At 66.0% G+C, this 14,949-nt stretch carries 27 protein-coding genes; all 27 read right to left on the bottom strand.

The features are described 5' to 3' along the window. Positions 1-78: 78 nt before the first annotated feature. Entirely contained in the window at positions 79-459 is a 381-nt protein-coding gene (gene rpsM / locus AF335_RS22860; protein ID WP_030368393.1) for a 30S ribosomal protein S13, read from the bottom strand. A 174-nt stretch (positions 460-633) separates the two neighbouring features. Next, entirely contained in the window at positions 634-747 is a 114-nt protein-coding gene (gene rpmJ, locus AF335_RS22855) for a 50S ribosomal protein L36 (protein ID WP_003956441.1), read from the bottom strand. Between the two features lie 62 nt (positions 748-809). Then, on the bottom strand, positions 810-1,031 hold the full coding sequence (gene infA, locus AF335_RS22850; protein ID WP_003956442.1) for a translation initiation factor IF-1: 222 nt from the start codon (positions 1,029-1,031) through the stop codon (positions 810-812). 319 nt (positions 1,032-1,350) lie between these two features. Next, the gene (gene map / locus AF335_RS22845) at positions 1,351-2,187 is read right to left on the bottom strand and encodes a type I methionyl aminopeptidase (RefSeq protein WP_102920308.1); all 837 of its coding nucleotides are present in this window, start codon (positions 2,185-2,187) and stop codon (positions 1,351-1,353) included. 220 nt (positions 2,188-2,407) lie between these two features. Beyond that, positions 2,408-3,067, bottom strand: a complete 660-nt coding sequence (locus AF335_RS22840) for an adenylate kinase (protein ID WP_102920307.1) — start codon at positions 3,065-3,067, stop codon at positions 2,408-2,410. After that, positions 3,067-4,380 carry a preprotein translocase subunit SecY gene (gene secY, locus AF335_RS22835; protein ID WP_087927576.1) on the bottom strand — a complete coding sequence of 438 codons (1,314 nt, stop codon included), beginning with the start codon at positions 4,378-4,380 and terminating at the stop codon, positions 3,067-3,069. The genes AF335_RS22840 and secY overlap by 1 nt, the downstream gene beginning before the upstream one ends. A 202-nt stretch (positions 4,381-4,582) precedes the next feature. Then, entirely contained in the window at positions 4,583-5,038 is a 456-nt protein-coding gene (gene rplO / locus AF335_RS22830) for a 50S ribosomal protein L15 (RefSeq protein WP_102920306.1), read from the bottom strand. 1 nt (position 5,039) lies between these two features. Next, positions 5,040-5,222, bottom strand: a complete 183-nt coding sequence (gene rpmD / locus AF335_RS22825) for a 50S ribosomal protein L30 (protein ID WP_087927574.1) — start codon at positions 5,220-5,222, stop codon at positions 5,040-5,042. After that, complete coding sequence (gene rpsE / locus AF335_RS22820) at positions 5,222-5,824, bottom strand: 30S ribosomal protein S5 (protein ID WP_095580673.1); 603 nt, start codon at positions 5,822-5,824, stop codon at positions 5,222-5,224. The genes rpmD and rpsE overlap by 1 nt, the downstream gene beginning before the upstream one ends. Positions 5,825-5,869: 45 nt before the next feature. After that, a complete protein-coding gene (rplR, locus tag AF335_RS22815) occupies positions 5,870-6,253 on the bottom strand; it encodes a 50S ribosomal protein L18 (protein ID WP_087927572.1) in 384 nt (127 codons plus the stop codon). Positions 6,254-6,256: 3 nt separating this feature from the next. Beyond that, entirely contained in the window at positions 6,257-6,796 is a 540-nt protein-coding gene (gene rplF, locus AF335_RS22810; protein WP_095580669.1) for a 50S ribosomal protein L6, read from the bottom strand. Positions 6,797-6,818: 22 nt separating this feature from the next. Next, the gene (rpsH, locus tag AF335_RS22805; RefSeq protein WP_087927570.1) at positions 6,819-7,217 is read right to left on the bottom strand and encodes a 30S ribosomal protein S8; all 399 of its coding nucleotides are present in this window, start codon (positions 7,215-7,217) and stop codon (positions 6,819-6,821) included. A gap of 230 nt (positions 7,218-7,447) precedes the next feature. Next, positions 7,448-7,633, bottom strand: coding sequence for a type Z 30S ribosomal protein S14 (locus tag AF335_RS22795; protein WP_030368403.1), 186 nt, complete (start codon positions 7,631-7,633; stop codon positions 7,448-7,450). 5 nt (positions 7,634-7,638) lie between these two features. Next, positions 7,639-8,199, bottom strand: coding sequence for a 50S ribosomal protein L5 (gene rplE / locus AF335_RS22790; protein ID WP_087927569.1), 561 nt, complete (start codon positions 8,197-8,199; stop codon positions 7,639-7,641). Next, positions 8,199-8,522, bottom strand: coding sequence for a 50S ribosomal protein L24 (gene rplX / locus AF335_RS22785; RefSeq protein ID WP_095580667.1), 324 nt, complete (start codon positions 8,520-8,522; stop codon positions 8,199-8,201). The genes rplE and rplX overlap by 1 nt, the downstream gene beginning before the upstream one ends. A 3-nt stretch (positions 8,523-8,525) precedes the next feature. After that, positions 8,526-8,894: a 50S ribosomal protein L14 gene (gene rplN, locus AF335_RS22780; RefSeq protein WP_087927567.1), complete on the bottom strand. Its 369-nt coding sequence runs from the start codon at positions 8,892-8,894 to the stop codon at positions 8,526-8,528. A gap of 103 nt (positions 8,895-8,997) precedes the next feature. After that, positions 8,998-9,279: a 30S ribosomal protein S17 gene (gene rpsQ / locus AF335_RS22775; RefSeq protein WP_087927566.1), complete on the bottom strand. Its 282-nt coding sequence runs from the start codon at positions 9,277-9,279 to the stop codon at positions 8,998-9,000. Further along, a complete protein-coding gene (rpmC, locus tag AF335_RS22770) occupies positions 9,279-9,503 on the bottom strand; it encodes a 50S ribosomal protein L29 (protein ID WP_030368408.1) in 225 nt (74 codons plus the stop codon). The genes rpsQ and rpmC overlap by 1 nt, the downstream gene beginning before the upstream one ends. After that, on the bottom strand, positions 9,503-9,922 hold the full coding sequence (gene rplP / locus AF335_RS22765; RefSeq protein ID WP_087927565.1) for a 50S ribosomal protein L16: 420 nt from the start codon (positions 9,920-9,922) through the stop codon (positions 9,503-9,505). The genes rpmC and rplP overlap by 1 nt, the downstream gene beginning before the upstream one ends. A 5-nt stretch (positions 9,923-9,927) precedes the next feature. After that, positions 9,928-10,758: a 30S ribosomal protein S3 gene (gene rpsC / locus AF335_RS22760; RefSeq protein WP_095580665.1), complete on the bottom strand. Its 831-nt coding sequence runs from the start codon at positions 10,756-10,758 to the stop codon at positions 9,928-9,930. Further along, entirely contained in the window at positions 10,758-11,105 is a 348-nt protein-coding gene (gene rplV, locus AF335_RS22755; RefSeq protein WP_009997296.1) for a 50S ribosomal protein L22, read from the bottom strand. The genes rpsC and rplV overlap by 1 nt, the downstream gene beginning before the upstream one ends. Before the next feature lie 42 nt (positions 11,106-11,147). Next, on the bottom strand, positions 11,148-11,429 hold the full coding sequence (gene rpsS / locus AF335_RS22750; protein WP_030368412.1) for a 30S ribosomal protein S19: 282 nt from the start codon (positions 11,427-11,429) through the stop codon (positions 11,148-11,150). A gap of 12 nt (positions 11,430-11,441) precedes the next feature. Next, positions 11,442-12,278, bottom strand: coding sequence for a 50S ribosomal protein L2 (gene rplB / locus AF335_RS22745; protein ID WP_102920305.1), 837 nt, complete (start codon positions 12,276-12,278; stop codon positions 11,442-11,444). 39 nt (positions 12,279-12,317) lie between these two features. Beyond that, complete coding sequence (gene rplW, locus AF335_RS22740) at positions 12,318-12,641, bottom strand: 50S ribosomal protein L23 (protein ID WP_058046827.1); 324 nt, start codon at positions 12,639-12,641, stop codon at positions 12,318-12,320. Further along, positions 12,641-13,291 carry a 50S ribosomal protein L4 gene (gene rplD, locus AF335_RS22735; protein WP_102920304.1) on the bottom strand — a complete coding sequence of 217 codons (651 nt, stop codon included), beginning with the start codon at positions 13,289-13,291 and terminating at the stop codon, positions 12,641-12,643. Before rplD ends, rplW begins: the two co-directional genes overlap by 1 nt. Positions 13,292-13,298: 7 nt before the next feature. Further along, on the bottom strand, positions 13,299-13,943 hold the full coding sequence (rplC, locus tag AF335_RS22730) for a 50S ribosomal protein L3 (protein WP_087930601.1): 645 nt from the start codon (positions 13,941-13,943) through the stop codon (positions 13,299-13,301). A gap of 13 nt (positions 13,944-13,956) precedes the next feature. Continuing rightward, positions 13,957-14,265, bottom strand: coding sequence for a 30S ribosomal protein S10 (gene rpsJ / locus AF335_RS22725; RefSeq protein WP_003948644.1), 309 nt, complete (start codon positions 14,263-14,265; stop codon positions 13,957-13,959). Positions 14,266-14,949: the final 684 nt, after the last annotated feature.

Here is a 14,949-nt window from a genome sequence, read left to right as displayed (position 1 = left end):
GGTCGGTCCTACAGCGAAGACCGCTGGAATGCGGGCCTCGGGGGTCGCCCCCCGGTTCACCGCAGCGTCCGCTGAGGACTACTTCTTGCCCGGCTTCTTCTTGCCGGCGATGGCGCGACGCGGGCCCTTGCGGGTACGAGCGTTCGTGCTGGTGCGCTGACCGTGGACCGGCAGGCCACGACGGTGACGCAGACCCTGGTAGCAGCCGATCTCGACCTTGCGGCGGATGTCGGCCTGGATCTCGCGACGGAGGTCACCCTCGGTCTTGAGGTTGGCGTCCACGTACTCGCGGATCTTGACCAGGTCCTCTTCGGGAAGGTCACGAACGCGGGTGTTCGGGTTCACACCGGTGGCGGCGAGAGTCGCCTGCGACTGGGTGCGGCCGATACCGAAGACGTAGGTGAGTGCAACCTCCACACGCTTGTCGCGCGGGATGTCAACACCGGAAACGCGTGCCATTCAATGGCTCCAGATGTTCTCGGGGGTCTGACACAGAACCTTTCCCGGCCGCCGTACTAGGTACGTTCCGGGTCCCCGGCCCCCGCCGGAGGTATCGCCAGTGAGACTGGACGGGTTCTGCGTATGTACGTTTTGCTCGCGTCGCGCGAAGAACTGCGGAGTGCAGGTCCTGCGTCAGCCCTGGCGCTGCTTGTGGCGCAGGTTGTCGCAGATGACCATGACCCGGCCGTGACGGCGGATCACCTTGCACTTGTCGCAGATCTTCTTGACGCTCGGCTTGACCTTCATGGGATGTCAGGTTCTCCGGGTCAGTGCCGTCACCCCACGGGAACGAGGGGCGTCGACAAGATCTACTTGTAGCGGTAGACGATCCGGCCACGCGTCAGGTCGTAGGGAGACAGCTCCACGACGACCCGGTCATCCGGGAGGATGCGGATGTAGTGCATCCGCATCTTGCCGCTGATGTGCGCGAGGACCTTGTGACCGTTCTGGAGCTCCACCTTGAACATTGCGTTCGGCAGAGACTCGATCACGGTGCCCTCGATCTCGATGGCACCTTGCTTCTTGGCCACGCTTCGCCTTTCGAATCGGCTACCTTGATCAACTCTCGTGCTGTGCGGCCCACTGACAAGCTGCTGTAAAGCTGCTGACAAGCGGGCATGCGGATACACGAGAGCCGACGCGTCAGTCTACGTCAGGGCAACCCGAAAGACTAATCCAGGGGTGACTGCCCAGCCGCGTTGATCCTTACGCCAGCGGGCCGCTCCCCCCGACACCACCCTCGCGGGCTCGGCGCCGGGGCGCCTCACAAGCTTCGGCCGGCTGCGCCGGACTCCGTCCGGCGGGTCGGCGGCCAGGGCCTGGGACCGGGCCCGGGGGCTGGGCCGAGGATCAGGCCAGCGGGTCCGGCGCCGCCGTCACGCCGTACTCGGCCAGCTTCGCCTTGCCGCCGTCCACCGCGGTCAGGACCAGCGGGCCCTCCTCGGTCAGGGCGACCGAGTGCTCCCAGTGCGAGGACCAGGTCTTGTCGTCCGTGAGGACCGTCCAGTCGTCGGCCAGCACATGCGTGCGCGCCGTGCCGAGGCTGACCATGGGCTCGATCGCGATGCAGAAGCCGGGGATCAGCTTGGGGCCCTTGCCGCGCTTGCGCGAGACGTAGTTCAGCAGGTGCGGGTCCATGTGCATCTCGGAGCCGATGCCGTGCCCGCCGTAGTCCTCGATGATCCCGTACTTCCCCGACGCCGGGCGGGGCTGGCGGCGGATGTAGCCCTCGATGGCCTTGGAGATGTCCACCAGGCGGTTGCCGTTCTTCACGGCGGCGATGCCGGCCCACATCGACTCCTCGGTCACCCGGGAGAGCTCGATCAGCTCCGGGGCGTGACCGGTGCCCACGAAGGCCGTGAAGGCCGCGTCGCCGTGCCAGCCGTCCACGATCGCGCCGGCGTCGATGGAGATGATGTCGCCGTCCTTGAGGACGGTCCTGGTGTCCGGGATGCCGTGGACCACGACCTCGTTCACCGAGGTGCAGATCGTGGCGGGGAAGCCGCCGTACCCGAGGAAGTTCGACTTCGCGCCGTGCTCGGCCAGCACCTTGCGGGCGACCTCGTCCAGATCCTTGGTGGTGGCCCCCGGCACGGCCGCCGCACGGGTGGCCGCGTGGATGGCGGCGACGACCAGCCCCGCCTCGCGCATCTTCGCGATCTGGTCCGGGGTCTTGATCTCGACCATATGGGCGCCTTCCTTGGTATCGCGACGGTGCCGCGCGCGTCCGCTTCGTACCGCGGCGGCCCCTGCGGCCCCTGTGACCGCGGTGGCCGCTCCGGCCCGCCCGGGCCGCTCCGGCCCCAGGTGGCGCTGCCGCTGCCGCTGCTTGCTGTTCGACCACCAACACTACGGCCGCGGTACCCCGAGGGGCACCGCGGCCGTGGAGAAGCCGTCGATCAGGCGGTCAGGAGGCGCTCTCGCGCTCCAGCGCGGCCATCGCGCGCTCCGTGACCTCGCCGACCTTGCCGAGCGCGGAGATCGTCACCACGAGGCCCTGGGCCTTGTAGTAGTCGATGATCGGCTCGGTCTCGCTGTGGTAGACCTCGAGGCGCTTGCGGACGGTGTCCTCGCTGTCGTCCTCGCGCTGGTACAGCTCGCCGCCGCAGGCGTCGCAGACGCCCTCGGTCTTCGGCGGGTTGTAGATCACGTGGAAGATGTGGCCGCTGTCCTTGCGGCACATCCGGCGACCGGCGATCCGCTTGACCACCTCGTCCTCCGGGACCTCCAGGTCCAGGACGCCGTCGAGGCGCTGGCCGTCGGCCTTGAGGATCGCGTCCAGCGCCTCGGCCTGGGCCAGGTTGCGCGGGAAGCCGTCCAGCAGGAAGCCGCCGGCGGCGTCCTCCTGCTGCATGCGGTCCTTGGCCATGCCGATGGTGACCTCGTCCGGCACCAGCTGACCGGCGCGCATGTACTCCTGCGCCTTCTGACCGAGCGGCGTGCCCTGGCTGATGTTCGCCCGGAAGAGGTCGCCCGTCGAGATGTGCGGGATCGCGAGGTTCTTGGCGAGGTACGCGGCCTGCGTACCCTTGCCGGCGCCGGGAGGTCCGACGAGGACGATTCGCATCAGCGGAGGAACCCTTCGTAGTTGCGCTGCTGAAGCTGGCTCTCGATCTGCTTCACAGTCTCCAGACCGACACCCACGATGATCAGGATGCTGGTTCCCCCGAACGGGAAGTTCTGGTTCGCGTTGAGTGTGACCAGTGCCACGGTGGGCACCAGGGCGATCAGCCCCAGGTAGAGAGACCCCGGCCACGTGATGCGGTTCAGCACGTAGCTCAGGTACTCCGCGGTGGGACGACCGGCCCGGATGCCCGGAATGAACCCACCATACTTCTTCATGTTGTCGGCAACTTCTTCGGGGTTGAAGGAGATGGCGACATAGAAGAAGGCGAAGAAGACGATCAGCAGGAAGTAGGTGACCATGTAGATCGGGTGGTCACCCTTGACGAGGTTGGCGTTGACCCAGTTCGCCCAGCCGGCCTTGGAGCCGGTGAACTGGACGAGCAGCGCCGGGATGTAGAGCAGCGACGAGGCGAAGATGACCGGGATCACGCCCGCCTGGTTGACCTTGAGCGGGATGTAGGTCGACGTACCGCCGTAGGAACGGCGGCCGATCATGCGCTTGGCGTACTGCACCGGGATCCGCCGCTGGGCCTGCTCCACGAAGACCACCAGCGCGACCATGGCCAGACCGCAGATGATGACCAGCGCGAACTCCAGCCAGCCGCCCATCAGCTTGCCCTGGAGCTTGATGCCCCACAGGCCGCTGGGGAAGCCCGCGGCGATGGACGTGAACATCAGGATCGACATGCCGTTGCCGATGCCGCGGTCGGTGATGAGCTCACCGAGCCACATGATCAGCGCGGTACCCGCGGTCATCGTGATGACCATGGTGGCGGTGGTGAAGATCGACTGGTTGGGGACGATCTGGTTGCCGACCGTGCAGTTGCCGAAGAGGGCGCCGCTACGGGCGGTGGCCACCAGGCCGGTGCCCTGGAGGATGGCGAGCGCGACGGTCAGATAACGCGTGTACTGCGTGATCTTCGCCTGGCCCGACTGTCCCTCCTTCTTGAGGGCTTCCAGCCGTGGGATGACGACGGTGAGCAGCTGGAGGATGATGCTCGCCGTGATGTAGGGCATGATCCCGAGCGCGAAGATCGTGATCTGCAGCAGCGCACCGCCGCTGAACATGTTCACGAGGCCGAAGAGGCCCAGACCACTCTTGGCCTGATCCATGCACGTCTGGACGTTCTGGTAGTCAACACCCGGGACCGGTACATGAGCACCGAGCCGGAAGAGCACCATGATGCCGAGCGTGAACAGCAGCTTCTTGCGCAGGTCGGGCGTCTTGAACGCTCGGGCGAACGCGGTGAGCACGGTGCCTCCTGCGCCTCTCACGCAGAGACGCGAGAGGTGACGGTCTTGAGGATCGACGAATACATATCAGTCAAAATCCGCACGGACAGGGCCCGTGCGGAGGTTAACAGTGCACGCCACCTTACCGGCGACCGTGCCCCCCTAGGAACGACCAACCGGGGATGCCCCTTTTGGGACATCCCCGGTCGTCGGTTCAAAGAGCTCAGACGAGCTCGGTGACCGTGCCGCCAGCGGCAACGATCTTCTCCTTGGCGGAGCCGGAGACGGCGTCAACCGAAACCTGCAGCGCCACGGAGATCTCGCCCTGGCCCAGGACCTTGACGAGCTGGTTCTTACGAACCGCACCCTTGGCGACCAGGTCGGCCACCGTGACCTCGCCACCCTGCGGGTAGAGCGCGGCCAGCTTGTCCAGGTTCACAACCTGGAACTCGGTACGGAACGGGTTCTTGAAGCCCTTGAGCTTCGGGAGACGCATGTGGAGGGGCATCTGCCCACCCTCGAAGCGCTCCGGAACCTGGTAACGGGCCTTGGTGCCCTTGGTACCACGACCGGCGGTCTTACCCTTGGACGCCTCACCACGACCCACACGGGTCTTGGCGGTCTTGGCGCCCGGGGCGGGCCGGAGGTTGTGGACCTTCAGCGGGTTCTGCTCCGCCATGTCAGTCGACCTCCTCAACCGTCACGAGGTGGCGGACGGTCTGCACCATGCCGCGGATCTCGGGACGGTCCTCCTTGACAACCACGTCGTTCAGGCGCTTGAGCCCGAGCGAACGCAGGGTGTCGCGGTGGTTCTGCTTGCTACCGATGTAGGACTTGACCTGCGTGACCTTGAGGCGAGCCATTACGCACCCGCCCCTGCACGCGCCCGCAGCAGAGCGGCGGGGGCGACGTCCTCCAGCGGCAGACCACGACGGGCGGCGATCTCCTCGGGACGCTGAAGCCCCTTGAGCGCTGCCACCGTGGCGTGCACGATGTTGATCGGGTTCGACGAACCGAGCGACTTCGACAGGATGTCGTGAACGCCGGCGCACTCGAGGACCGCGCGGACCGGGCCACCGGCGATAACACCGGTACCGGGGGACGCGGGCTTGAGCAGGACGACGCCCGCCGCTTCCTCACCCTGGATCGGGTGGGGGATGGTGCCCTGGATACGCGGGACCTTGAAGAAGCTCTTCTTGGCCTCTTCGACGCCCTTGGCGATGGCCGCGGGAACTTCCTTGGCCTTGCCGTAACCGACACCTACGGTGCCGTCACCGTCGCCCACCACGACCAGCGCGGTGAAGCTGAAACGACGACCACCCTTGACAACCTTGGCGACGCGGTTGATCGCGACAACGCGCTCAACGTACGCGGTCTTCTCGGCGGCAGCGCCACCGTCGCGACCCTTCCGGTCCCGCCGCTCGCCGCCACCGGCACCGCTTCCGCGGCGCTGGGGTCCAGCCATTGGATTACCTCTCTCTGTTACGTCCGCTAGCTCCGGAACCGGGGCTTAGAACTTCAGCCCGGCTTCGCGGGCGGCGTCCGCCAGAGCGGCAATGCGCCCGGCGTACTGGTTGCCACCGCGGTCGAACACGACGGCCTCGACGCCGGCAGCCTTCGCCCGCTCGGCGACGAGCGCGCCGACCTGCTTGGCCTGCGCGGACTTGTCGCCCTCGCCACCGCGGATCGAGGTGTCCAGGGTCGACGCCGACGCAAGGGTGTGACCCTTGAGGTCGTCGATGACCTGAGCAACGATGTTGCGGTTCGAACGCGTCACGACGAGGCGCGGACGCTCCGCCGTACCCGACACGTTCTTGCGGATGCGGATGTGGCGACGCTGCTTGGCGGCGCGCTTGTACGCGTCACCCTTGGCGATCTTTACACCGTATGCCATGGCTTACTTACCCGCCTTTCCGACCTTGCGGCGGATGACCTCACCCGCGTACTTCACGCCCTTGGCCTTGTAGGGGTCGGGCTTGCGAAGCTTGCGGATGTTGGCGGCGACCTCGCCGACCTTCTGCTTGTCGATGCCCTCGACGCTGAGCTTCGTCGGGGACTCCACCTTGAAGGTGATGCCCTCGGGGGCCTCGATCAGGATCGGGTGGCTGTAGCCCAGGGCGAACTCCAGGTTGGAGCCCTTCGCCTGGACGCGGTAACCGACACCGCTGATCTCAAGAGCCTTGCTGTAGCCCGCGGTCACGCCGGTGATCATGTTCGCCACCAGCGTGCGGGACAGGCCGTGCAGGGCCTTGTTCTGACGCTCGTCGTTCGGACGAGTGACGACAAGGGTGCCGTCCTCGGCCTTAGCGATCTCGATGGGCGCGGCAACGGCGTGCGTGAGGGAGCCCTTGGGACCCTTCACGTGCACCGTACGGCCATCGATGGTGACGTCCACACCAGCGGGAACCTGGATGGGCAGCCGTCCAATACGCGACATTGGCTATTCCTCCGTTCCCTGGTTACCAGACGTAGGCGAGGACTTCCCCACCCACGCCCTTCTTGCTGGCCTGCTGGCCGGTCAGGAGACCGTGGGACGTGGAGATGATCGCCACGCCCAGGCCGCCGAGGACCTTCGGCAGGTTGGTGGACTTTGCGTAGACCCGCAGGCCCGGCTTCGAAATACGCTTGATGCCGGCGATCGAGCGCTCGCGGTTCGGGCCGAACTTCAGCTCGAGGGTCAGGGACTTGCCGACCTCGGCGTCCTCGACCTTCCAGCCGGTGATGTAGCCCTCCTGCTGGAGGATCTCCGCGATGTGCGACTTGATCTTGCTGTGCGGCATCGACACGGAGTCGTGGTATGCCGAGTTAGCGTTTCGCAGACGCGTCAGCATGTCTGCGATCGGATCGGTCATGGTCATGTTTGGCCTTCGGCCTCTCTCGCCGTGGTTTCCTATCTGCGCCATCCCTCTCCCCGAGCTGTGTCGGAGCGGGTGCGGCGCGGGGACCTACGGCGTAGTAAGACGGTCATGGGCGGCGGGCGCCCAACCCTTCCACTCTACGCGAGCGCGAACGCCACGCGTGGAGACCGGGGTCGGGCGACCGCCGTCCAGGATGCTTACCGAGAGCCCTGGTCAACCCAAGTGGGTTGTTACCAGGAGCTCTTGGTCACGCCCGGCAGCTCGCCACGGTGAGCCATCTCACGAAGGCACACGCGGCACAGGCCGAACTTGCGGTAGACGGAGTGCGGGCGGCCGCAGCGCTGGCAGCGGGTGTACGCACGCACACCGAACTTGGGCTTGCGGGCAGCCTTAGCGATCAGAGACTTCTTCGCCATCTCGGTTACGCCTCCTTGAAGGGGAAGCCGAGGTGACGAAGGAGGGCGCGGCCCTCGTCGTCGTTGGTCGCCGTGGTGACCACGGTGATGTCCATACCCCGGACGCGGTCGATCTTGTCCTGGTCGATCTCGTGGAACATGACCTGCTCCGTGAGACCGAAGGTGTAGTTGCCCCGACCGTCGAACTGCTTCGGGGACAGACCACGGAAGTCGCGGATGCGCGGCAGCGCGAGCGACAGGGTGCGGTCCAGGAACTCCCACATGCGGTCACCACGGAGGGTGACGTGGGCGCCGATCGGCTGGCCCTCACGCAGCTTGAACTGCGCGATGGACTTGCGAGCCTTGGTGACGGCGGGCTTCTGGCCCGTGATCGTGGTGAGGTCGCGGATGGCGCCCTCGATCAGCTTGGAGTCGCGGGCGGCGTCGCCCACACCCATGTTGACCACGATCTTGGTCAGACCGGGCACCTGCATGATGTTCTCGTAGGAGAACTCCTCACGCAGCTTGCCGATGATCTCTTCGCGGTAGCGCAGCTTGAGACGCGGCGCGTTGGTGGTGGCAGTCATCAGATGTCCTCACCGGTGCGCTTGGCAACGCGGATCTTGTTGCCCTCGTCGTCGAAGCGGTAACCGACACGAGTGACAACCTTGTTGCCGTCCTTCTCCACAACCAGCTGAACGTTGCTGACGTGGATGGGGGCCTCGGTCGTGACGATGCCGCCGGTCTTGGAACCACGAGCCGTCTGACCGGCCTTGGTGTGCTTCTTGACCCGGTTGACACCCTCGACGAGGACACGGTCCTGAGCCGGGTAGGCCACGATGACCTTGCCCTGCTTGCCCTTGTCCTTACCGGTGATGACCTGAACCAGGTCGCCCTTCTTGATCTTCATCGGTTACAGCACCTCCGGCGCGAGCGAGACGATCTTCATGAACTTCTTCTCGCGCAGCTCTCGGCCCACGGGGCCGAAGATACGGGTGCCGCGGGGGTCACCGTCGTTCTTGAGGATGACGGCCGCGTTCTCGTCGAAGCGGATGTACGAGCCGTCGGGACGGCGGCGCTCCTTGACGGTGCGAACGATGACGGCCTTGACGACGTCACCCTTCTTCACGTTGCCACCGGGGATCGCATCCTTGACGGTGGCGACGATGACGTCACCGATGCCCGCGTAGCGGCGACCCGAACCACCGAGAACACGGATGCAAAGGATCTCCTTGGCACCAGTGTTGTCGGCGACCCGAAGTCGCGACTCCTGCTGGATCACGTCTATCTCCTGATCGTCTGCCGGTTCCCGGCGGGGGCTTCGGTCGCCCGAAGCCCCACGCCGAGCCTGGCGGAACTTATCTGAGGGGAAACCCCCTCAGAAATTACTTGGCCTTCTCGAGGATCTCGACGATGCGCCAGCGCTTGCTGGACGACAGCGGACGCGTCTCCATGATGAGGACGCGGTCGCCGACGCCGGCAGCGTTCTGCTCGTCGTGCGCCTTGAGCTTGTTCGTACGGCGGATGACCTTGCCGTACAGCGCGTGCTTGACACGGTCCTCGACGGCGACGACGACGGTCTTGTCCATCTTGTCGCTGACGACGAGACCCTCACGGGTCTTGCGGAAGCCGCGCTCGTTCGTCTCAGTCACATTCTTCTCGCTCATCAGGCGCTCTCCACCGTCTCGATGCCGAGCTCGCGCTCACGCATCAGGGTGTAGATCCGGGCGATGTCCTTACGGACGGACTTGAGCCGACCGTGGTTCTCGAGCTGTCCGGTCGCCGCCTGGAAACGGAGGTTGAACAGCTCTTCCTTGGCCTCACGGAGCTTCGCGACGAGGTCCTCGTCGTTCAGCTCACGCAGCTCGGTCGCCTTGATACCAGCGGCCATCACGACTCACCTGCCTCGCGCCGAACAATGCGGCACTTCATCGGAAGCTTGTGCGCGGCGCGGGTCAGCGCCTCACGAGCAACCTTTTCGTTCGGGAAGGACAGCTCGAACATCACCCGACCGGGCTTGACGTTCGCGATCCACCACTCGGGGGAACCCTTACCGGAACCCATGCGGGTCTCGGCCGGCTTCTTCGTGAGCGGACGGTCCGGGTAGATGTTGATCCAGACCTTGCCGCCACGCTTGATGTGACGGGTCATGGCGATACGAGCGGACTCGATCTGCCGGTTCGTCACGTAGGCCGGGGTCAGGGCCTGGATGCCGTACTCACCGAAAGCGAGCTCGGTGCCACCCTTGGCCATGCCAGAGCGCTTGGGGTGGTGCTGCTTGCGGTGCTTGACCCTGCGAGGGATCAGCATGTCGGTCAGGCCTCCGTTCCGGTGGACTCAGCCGGAGCAGCGGCAGCGGCCTCGGCCTTGGGGGCCTCGGCAGCGGCGTTCTGCTGCGGCTTGCGGCCGCGGCCGCCACGCTCGCCACCACGACCGCCACGGGCCGGGCGGTCCTGGGCGCCACCACGCGACGGGCGGTTGCCCGCACGGGCGGCGGCGTTCTCGGCGCGGACCTCGGCGATGTTCTTGACGTCGCCCTTGTAGATCCACACCTTGACGCCGATGCGACCGAAGGTCGTCTTGGCCTCGAAGAAGCCGTAGTCGACGTTGGCGCGCAGCGTGTGCAGGGGCACACGGCCCTCGCGGTAGAACTCAGAGCGGGACATCTCGGCACCGCCGAGACGACCACCACACTGGATCTTGATGCCCTTGGCGCCGGCCTTCATCGTCGACTGCATGCTCTTACGCATGGCGCGACGGAAGGAGACGCGGGAGGACAGCTGCTCGGCGACGGCCTGGGCCACCAGCTGAGCGTCCACCTCGGGGTTCTTGACCTCGAGGATGTTCAGCTGAACCTGCTTGCCGGTCAGCTTCTCCAGCTCGCCGCGGATGCGGTCGGCCTCGGCGCCGCGGCGACCGATGACGATGCCCGGACGAGCGGTGTGGATGTCGACGCGGACGCGGTCGCGGGTGCGCTCGATCTCAACCTTCGAGATACCGGCGCGCTCCATGCCCTTCGTCATCATGCGACGAATGGCAACGTCTTCCTTGACGTAGTCCTTGTACAGCTTGTCGGCGTACCAGCGCGACTTGAAGTCGGTGGTGATGCCGAGCCGGAACCCGTGCGGGTTAACCTTCTGGCCCATTACCGGGTTCCTTCCTTGCTGCTGACGACCACGGTGATGTGGCTGGTCCGCTTACGGATCCGGTAGGCACGGCCCTGGGCACGCGGACGGAACCGCTTCAGGGTCGGGCCCTCGTCCACGTACGCCTCGCTGATGACCAGCGTGGAGGCGTCGGTGTGGTCGTAGTTGTGTGCAGCGTTGGCGATGGCGCTGTCAAGCACCTTGCCAACCGGCACGCTCGCGGCCTGCGGGGCGAAACGCAGGACCGCCTGAGCCTCCGTGGCATCCATGCCACGGATGAGGTCCACCACGCGGCGGGCCTTCATGGGCGTGACGCGGATGTACCGCGCCTGGGCCCTGGCTTCCATGGTTGTCCCTTCGGTGTCAGTCATAGTCGTTCACACCCCGCCTTAGCGGCGCTTCGACTTGCGGTCGTCCTTGACGTGGCCGCGGAAGGTGCGGGTCGGCGAGAACTCGCCGAGCTTGTGGCCGACCATCGACTCGGTGACGAACACCGGGACGTGCGTCTTGCCGTTGTGCACCGCGAGCGTGTGGCCGAGCATGGCCGGCACGATCATGGAGCGACGGGACCAGGTCTTGATGACGTTCTTGGTGCCGGCTTCGTTCTGGGCGTCCACCTTCTTGATGAGGTGGTCGTCGACGAAGGGCCCCTTCTTGAGACTACGCGGCATCTAAACCCGCTCCTAGCGCTTCTTGTTCGTCTTGCGGCGGCGGACGATGTACTTGTTGCTCGCCTTCTTGGGAGAACGAGTACGACCCTCCTTCTGACCCCACGGGGAGACCGGGTGGCGACCACCGGAGGTCTTACCCTCACCACCACCGTGCGGGTGGTCGACCGGGTTCATCGCGACACCGCGGACGGTCGGGCGAACGCCCTTCCAGCGCATACGGCCGGCCTTGCCCCAGTTGATGTTCGACTGCTCGGCGTTGCCGACCTCGCCGACCGTGGCGCGGCAGCGGACGTCGACCAGGCGGACCTCGCCGGACGGCATGCGCAGGTGGGCGTACTGGCCCTCCTTCGCCAGCAGCTGCACGGACGAACCGGCGGAGCGGGCGAACTTGGCGCCACCACCGGGACGGAGCTCGATCGCGTGGATCGTGGTACCGACCGGGATGTTGCGGAGCGGGAGGTTGTTGCCCGGCTTGATGTCGGCCGCGGGGCCGTTCTCAATCCGGTCACCCTGGCTCAGCTTGGCCGGGGCGATGATGTAGCGCTTCTCGCCGTCTGCGTAGTGCAGAAGCGCGATGCGCGCGGTGCGGTTCGGGTCGTACTCGATGTGAGCGACCTTGGCCGGCACGCCGTCCTTGTCGTGACGACGGAAGTCGATCACGCGGTAGGCGCGCTTGTGGCCACCACCCTGGTGGCGAACGGTCACACGACCGGCGTTGTTACGGCCGCCCTTGCTGTGCAGCGGGCGGACCAGCGACTTCTCCGGCGTGGACCGCGTGATCTCGACAAAGTCGGCGACGCTGGAGCCACGACGGCCCGGGGTCGTCGGCTTGTACTTGCGGATACCCATTTCTCAGTCCTCGTCCGATTCCGGACGACTCGGACTCCGTTAGGAGACCGGGCCGCCGAAGATGTCGATACGGTCGCCCTCGGCGAGGGTCACGATGGCGCGCTTGGTGTTGGCGCGCTTGCCGAAACCGGTCTTGGTGCGCTTGCGCTTACCCTGACGGTTGATCGTGTTGACCCCGGTGACCTTGACCGAGAAGACCGCCTCGACGGCCTGCTTGATCTGGGTCTTGTTGGCGCGCGGGTCGACGATGAACGTGTACTTGTTCTCGTCCAGCAGCGCGTAGCTCTTCTCGGAGACGACCGGCTTGACCAGGAGGTCACGCGGGTCCGAGAAGGTCTTGCTGGTGACGACGGCCTCAGTCATCAGGCCTCGCTCCCTTCGGTCTCAACGGCCTTGGGGCCAGACACGAAGGACTCGAAGGCGGCCTGGGTGAAGACCACGTCGTCCGAGACGAGCACGTCGTACGTGTTCAGCTGGCCCGGCTCCAGGATGTGCACCTGGGGCAGGTTGCGGGCGGACAGCCACGCGGCCTCGTTGGAGCGCTCGACGACCAGGAGCACGTTCTTGCGCTCGGAGATCTTGCCGAACAGGCCCTTCGCGGCCTTGGTGGAGACCGCACCCTCGACCACGTCGGTGACGACGTGGATGCGGGAGTGACGCGCGCGGTCCGAGAGGGCGCCACGGAGGGCGGCGGCCTTCATCTTCTTCGGGGTGCGCTGCGAGTAGTCACGCGGCACGGGACCGTGCACGACGCCACCACCGGCGAACTGCGGCGCGCGGGTCGAACCCTGACGGGCGCGACCGGTGCCCTTCTGGCGGTAAGGCTTCTTGCCACCGCCGCGGACCTCGCCACGGGTCTTGGTCTTGTGCGTGCCCTGACGGGCAGCGGCCAGCTGCGCGACGACGACCTGGTGGATCAGCGGAACGCTGACCTTCGCGTCGAAGATCTCCGTGGGGAGCTCGACGGTCCCGGCCTTGTCGCCTGCCGGCGAAAGGATGTCAATGGTGCTCATCGTTACCTCAGGCCCCCTTGGCCGCGGTACGGACCAGGACGAGGCCGCCGTTCGGACCAGGAACCGCGCCCTTGATCAGGAGCAGGCCCTTCTCCGCGTCAACGGCGTGGACGGTCAGGTTCTGGGTGGTGACCCGCTCGTTGCCCATGCGGCCCGCCATGCGGAGGCCCTTGAACACGCGGCCCGGGGTGGCGCAGCCACCGATGGAACCGGGCGAGCGGTGCTTGCGCTGGGTGCCGTGACCGGCGCCGAGGCCCTTGAAGTTGTGACGCTTCATGACACCGGCGAAGCCCTTGCCCTTGCTCTTGCCCGTGACGTCAACCTTGACGCCGGACTCGAACACGGCCGCGGTGATCTCCTGGCCCAGCGTGTACTCGCTGGCGTCAGGGGTGCGGAGCTCCACCAGGTGACGGCGGGGGGTGACGTCGGCCTTGGCGAAGTGACCCTTGAGGGGCTTGTTCACCTTGCGCGGGTCGATCTCGCCGAAGGCGATCTGGACCGACTCGTAACCGTCGACGTCGTTCGTGCGCACCTGCGTCACGACGCACGGACCGGCCTTGACGACGGTCACCGGGACGACCCGGTTGTTCTCGTCCCAGACCTGGGTCATGCCGAGCTTCTCGCCCAGGACGCCCTTGATGTTCTTCGTCATCTTGGTCGTCACCTCAGAGCTTGATCTCGATGTCGACGCCCGCCGGCAGGTCGAGGCGCATGAGCGAGTCAACCGTCTTCGGCGTGGGGTCGAGGATGTCGATGAGGCGCTTGTGCGTGCGCATCTCGAAGTGCTCGCGCGAGTCCTTGTACTTGTGCGGCGACTTGATGACGCAGTACACGTTCTTCTCAGTGGGCAGCGGCACCGGGCCTGCGACCGACGCACCAGTGCGGGTCACCGTCTCGACGATCTTCTTCGCCGAGGAGTCGATGACCTCGTGGTCGTAGGCCTTGAGCCGGATGCGGATCTTCTGTCCCGCCATGGCTACTTCGTAGTCCTGTCTCTCGTACGCTCTGGGACTCGGTGTGTCGCGCCTCTTGCGAAGCGCCGTCCTTCTCCGACCCACGCGGTCGGGCGTGTCGCACCCGCTCCAGCAAATTTCCCGAAGGAAAGTCCCTGATGAGGGCTGTGGGGGAAGGACACCCACCGAGTGCCTGGAAGGGGCCCCGCTGACACTTCCCGGAAGATTCCCGTACTTCCACCCCTGGCCCCTCATTTCTGAGGAGCGCGAAGGGTGACGAGTACTGCGGGACTCGCTTCCAGTCCTCCCGGCGGGAGGCGCGCAGCATCGGCACTCAACCGAGCAACCTGAACAGTGTGCCATACGTGCCCGAAGAGGCGCCAATCGTGGCCGAAGAAGGTACCCCGACCGGCTCAGTTGTCAAACCACCCCGCCGACATACAGGACACTATGGTCGCAGAGATCCACGCTGCACAGCAGCCCGCACCGTTACACCAGCCAGCTCCAGTTGTCCTGCGCCTCGTCCGTCGCTCTATCCTCCTAGGTCGCCCGGGTCGCTCAGCACCCGGCGGTCCTTACCCACCCTTGCCGGGGTTTGCCGTGGTCTTGGGCAACCGACGCGCGGCCCTCGTCGTCCCCTATCACGCCGGGACAGCCGGGGACTGCCTGTGCACAACGGGACGGAGTCATGTAGTTGAACATCTC

The organism is Streptomyces eurocidicus, assembly GCF_002891295.1.
Lineage (GTDB): Bacteria > Actinomycetota > Actinomycetes > Streptomycetales > Streptomycetaceae > Streptomyces > Streptomyces eurocidicus.
Note: the sequence above shows the minus strand (reverse complement) of the source record. Positions and strands in the feature narration are given on the sequence as shown.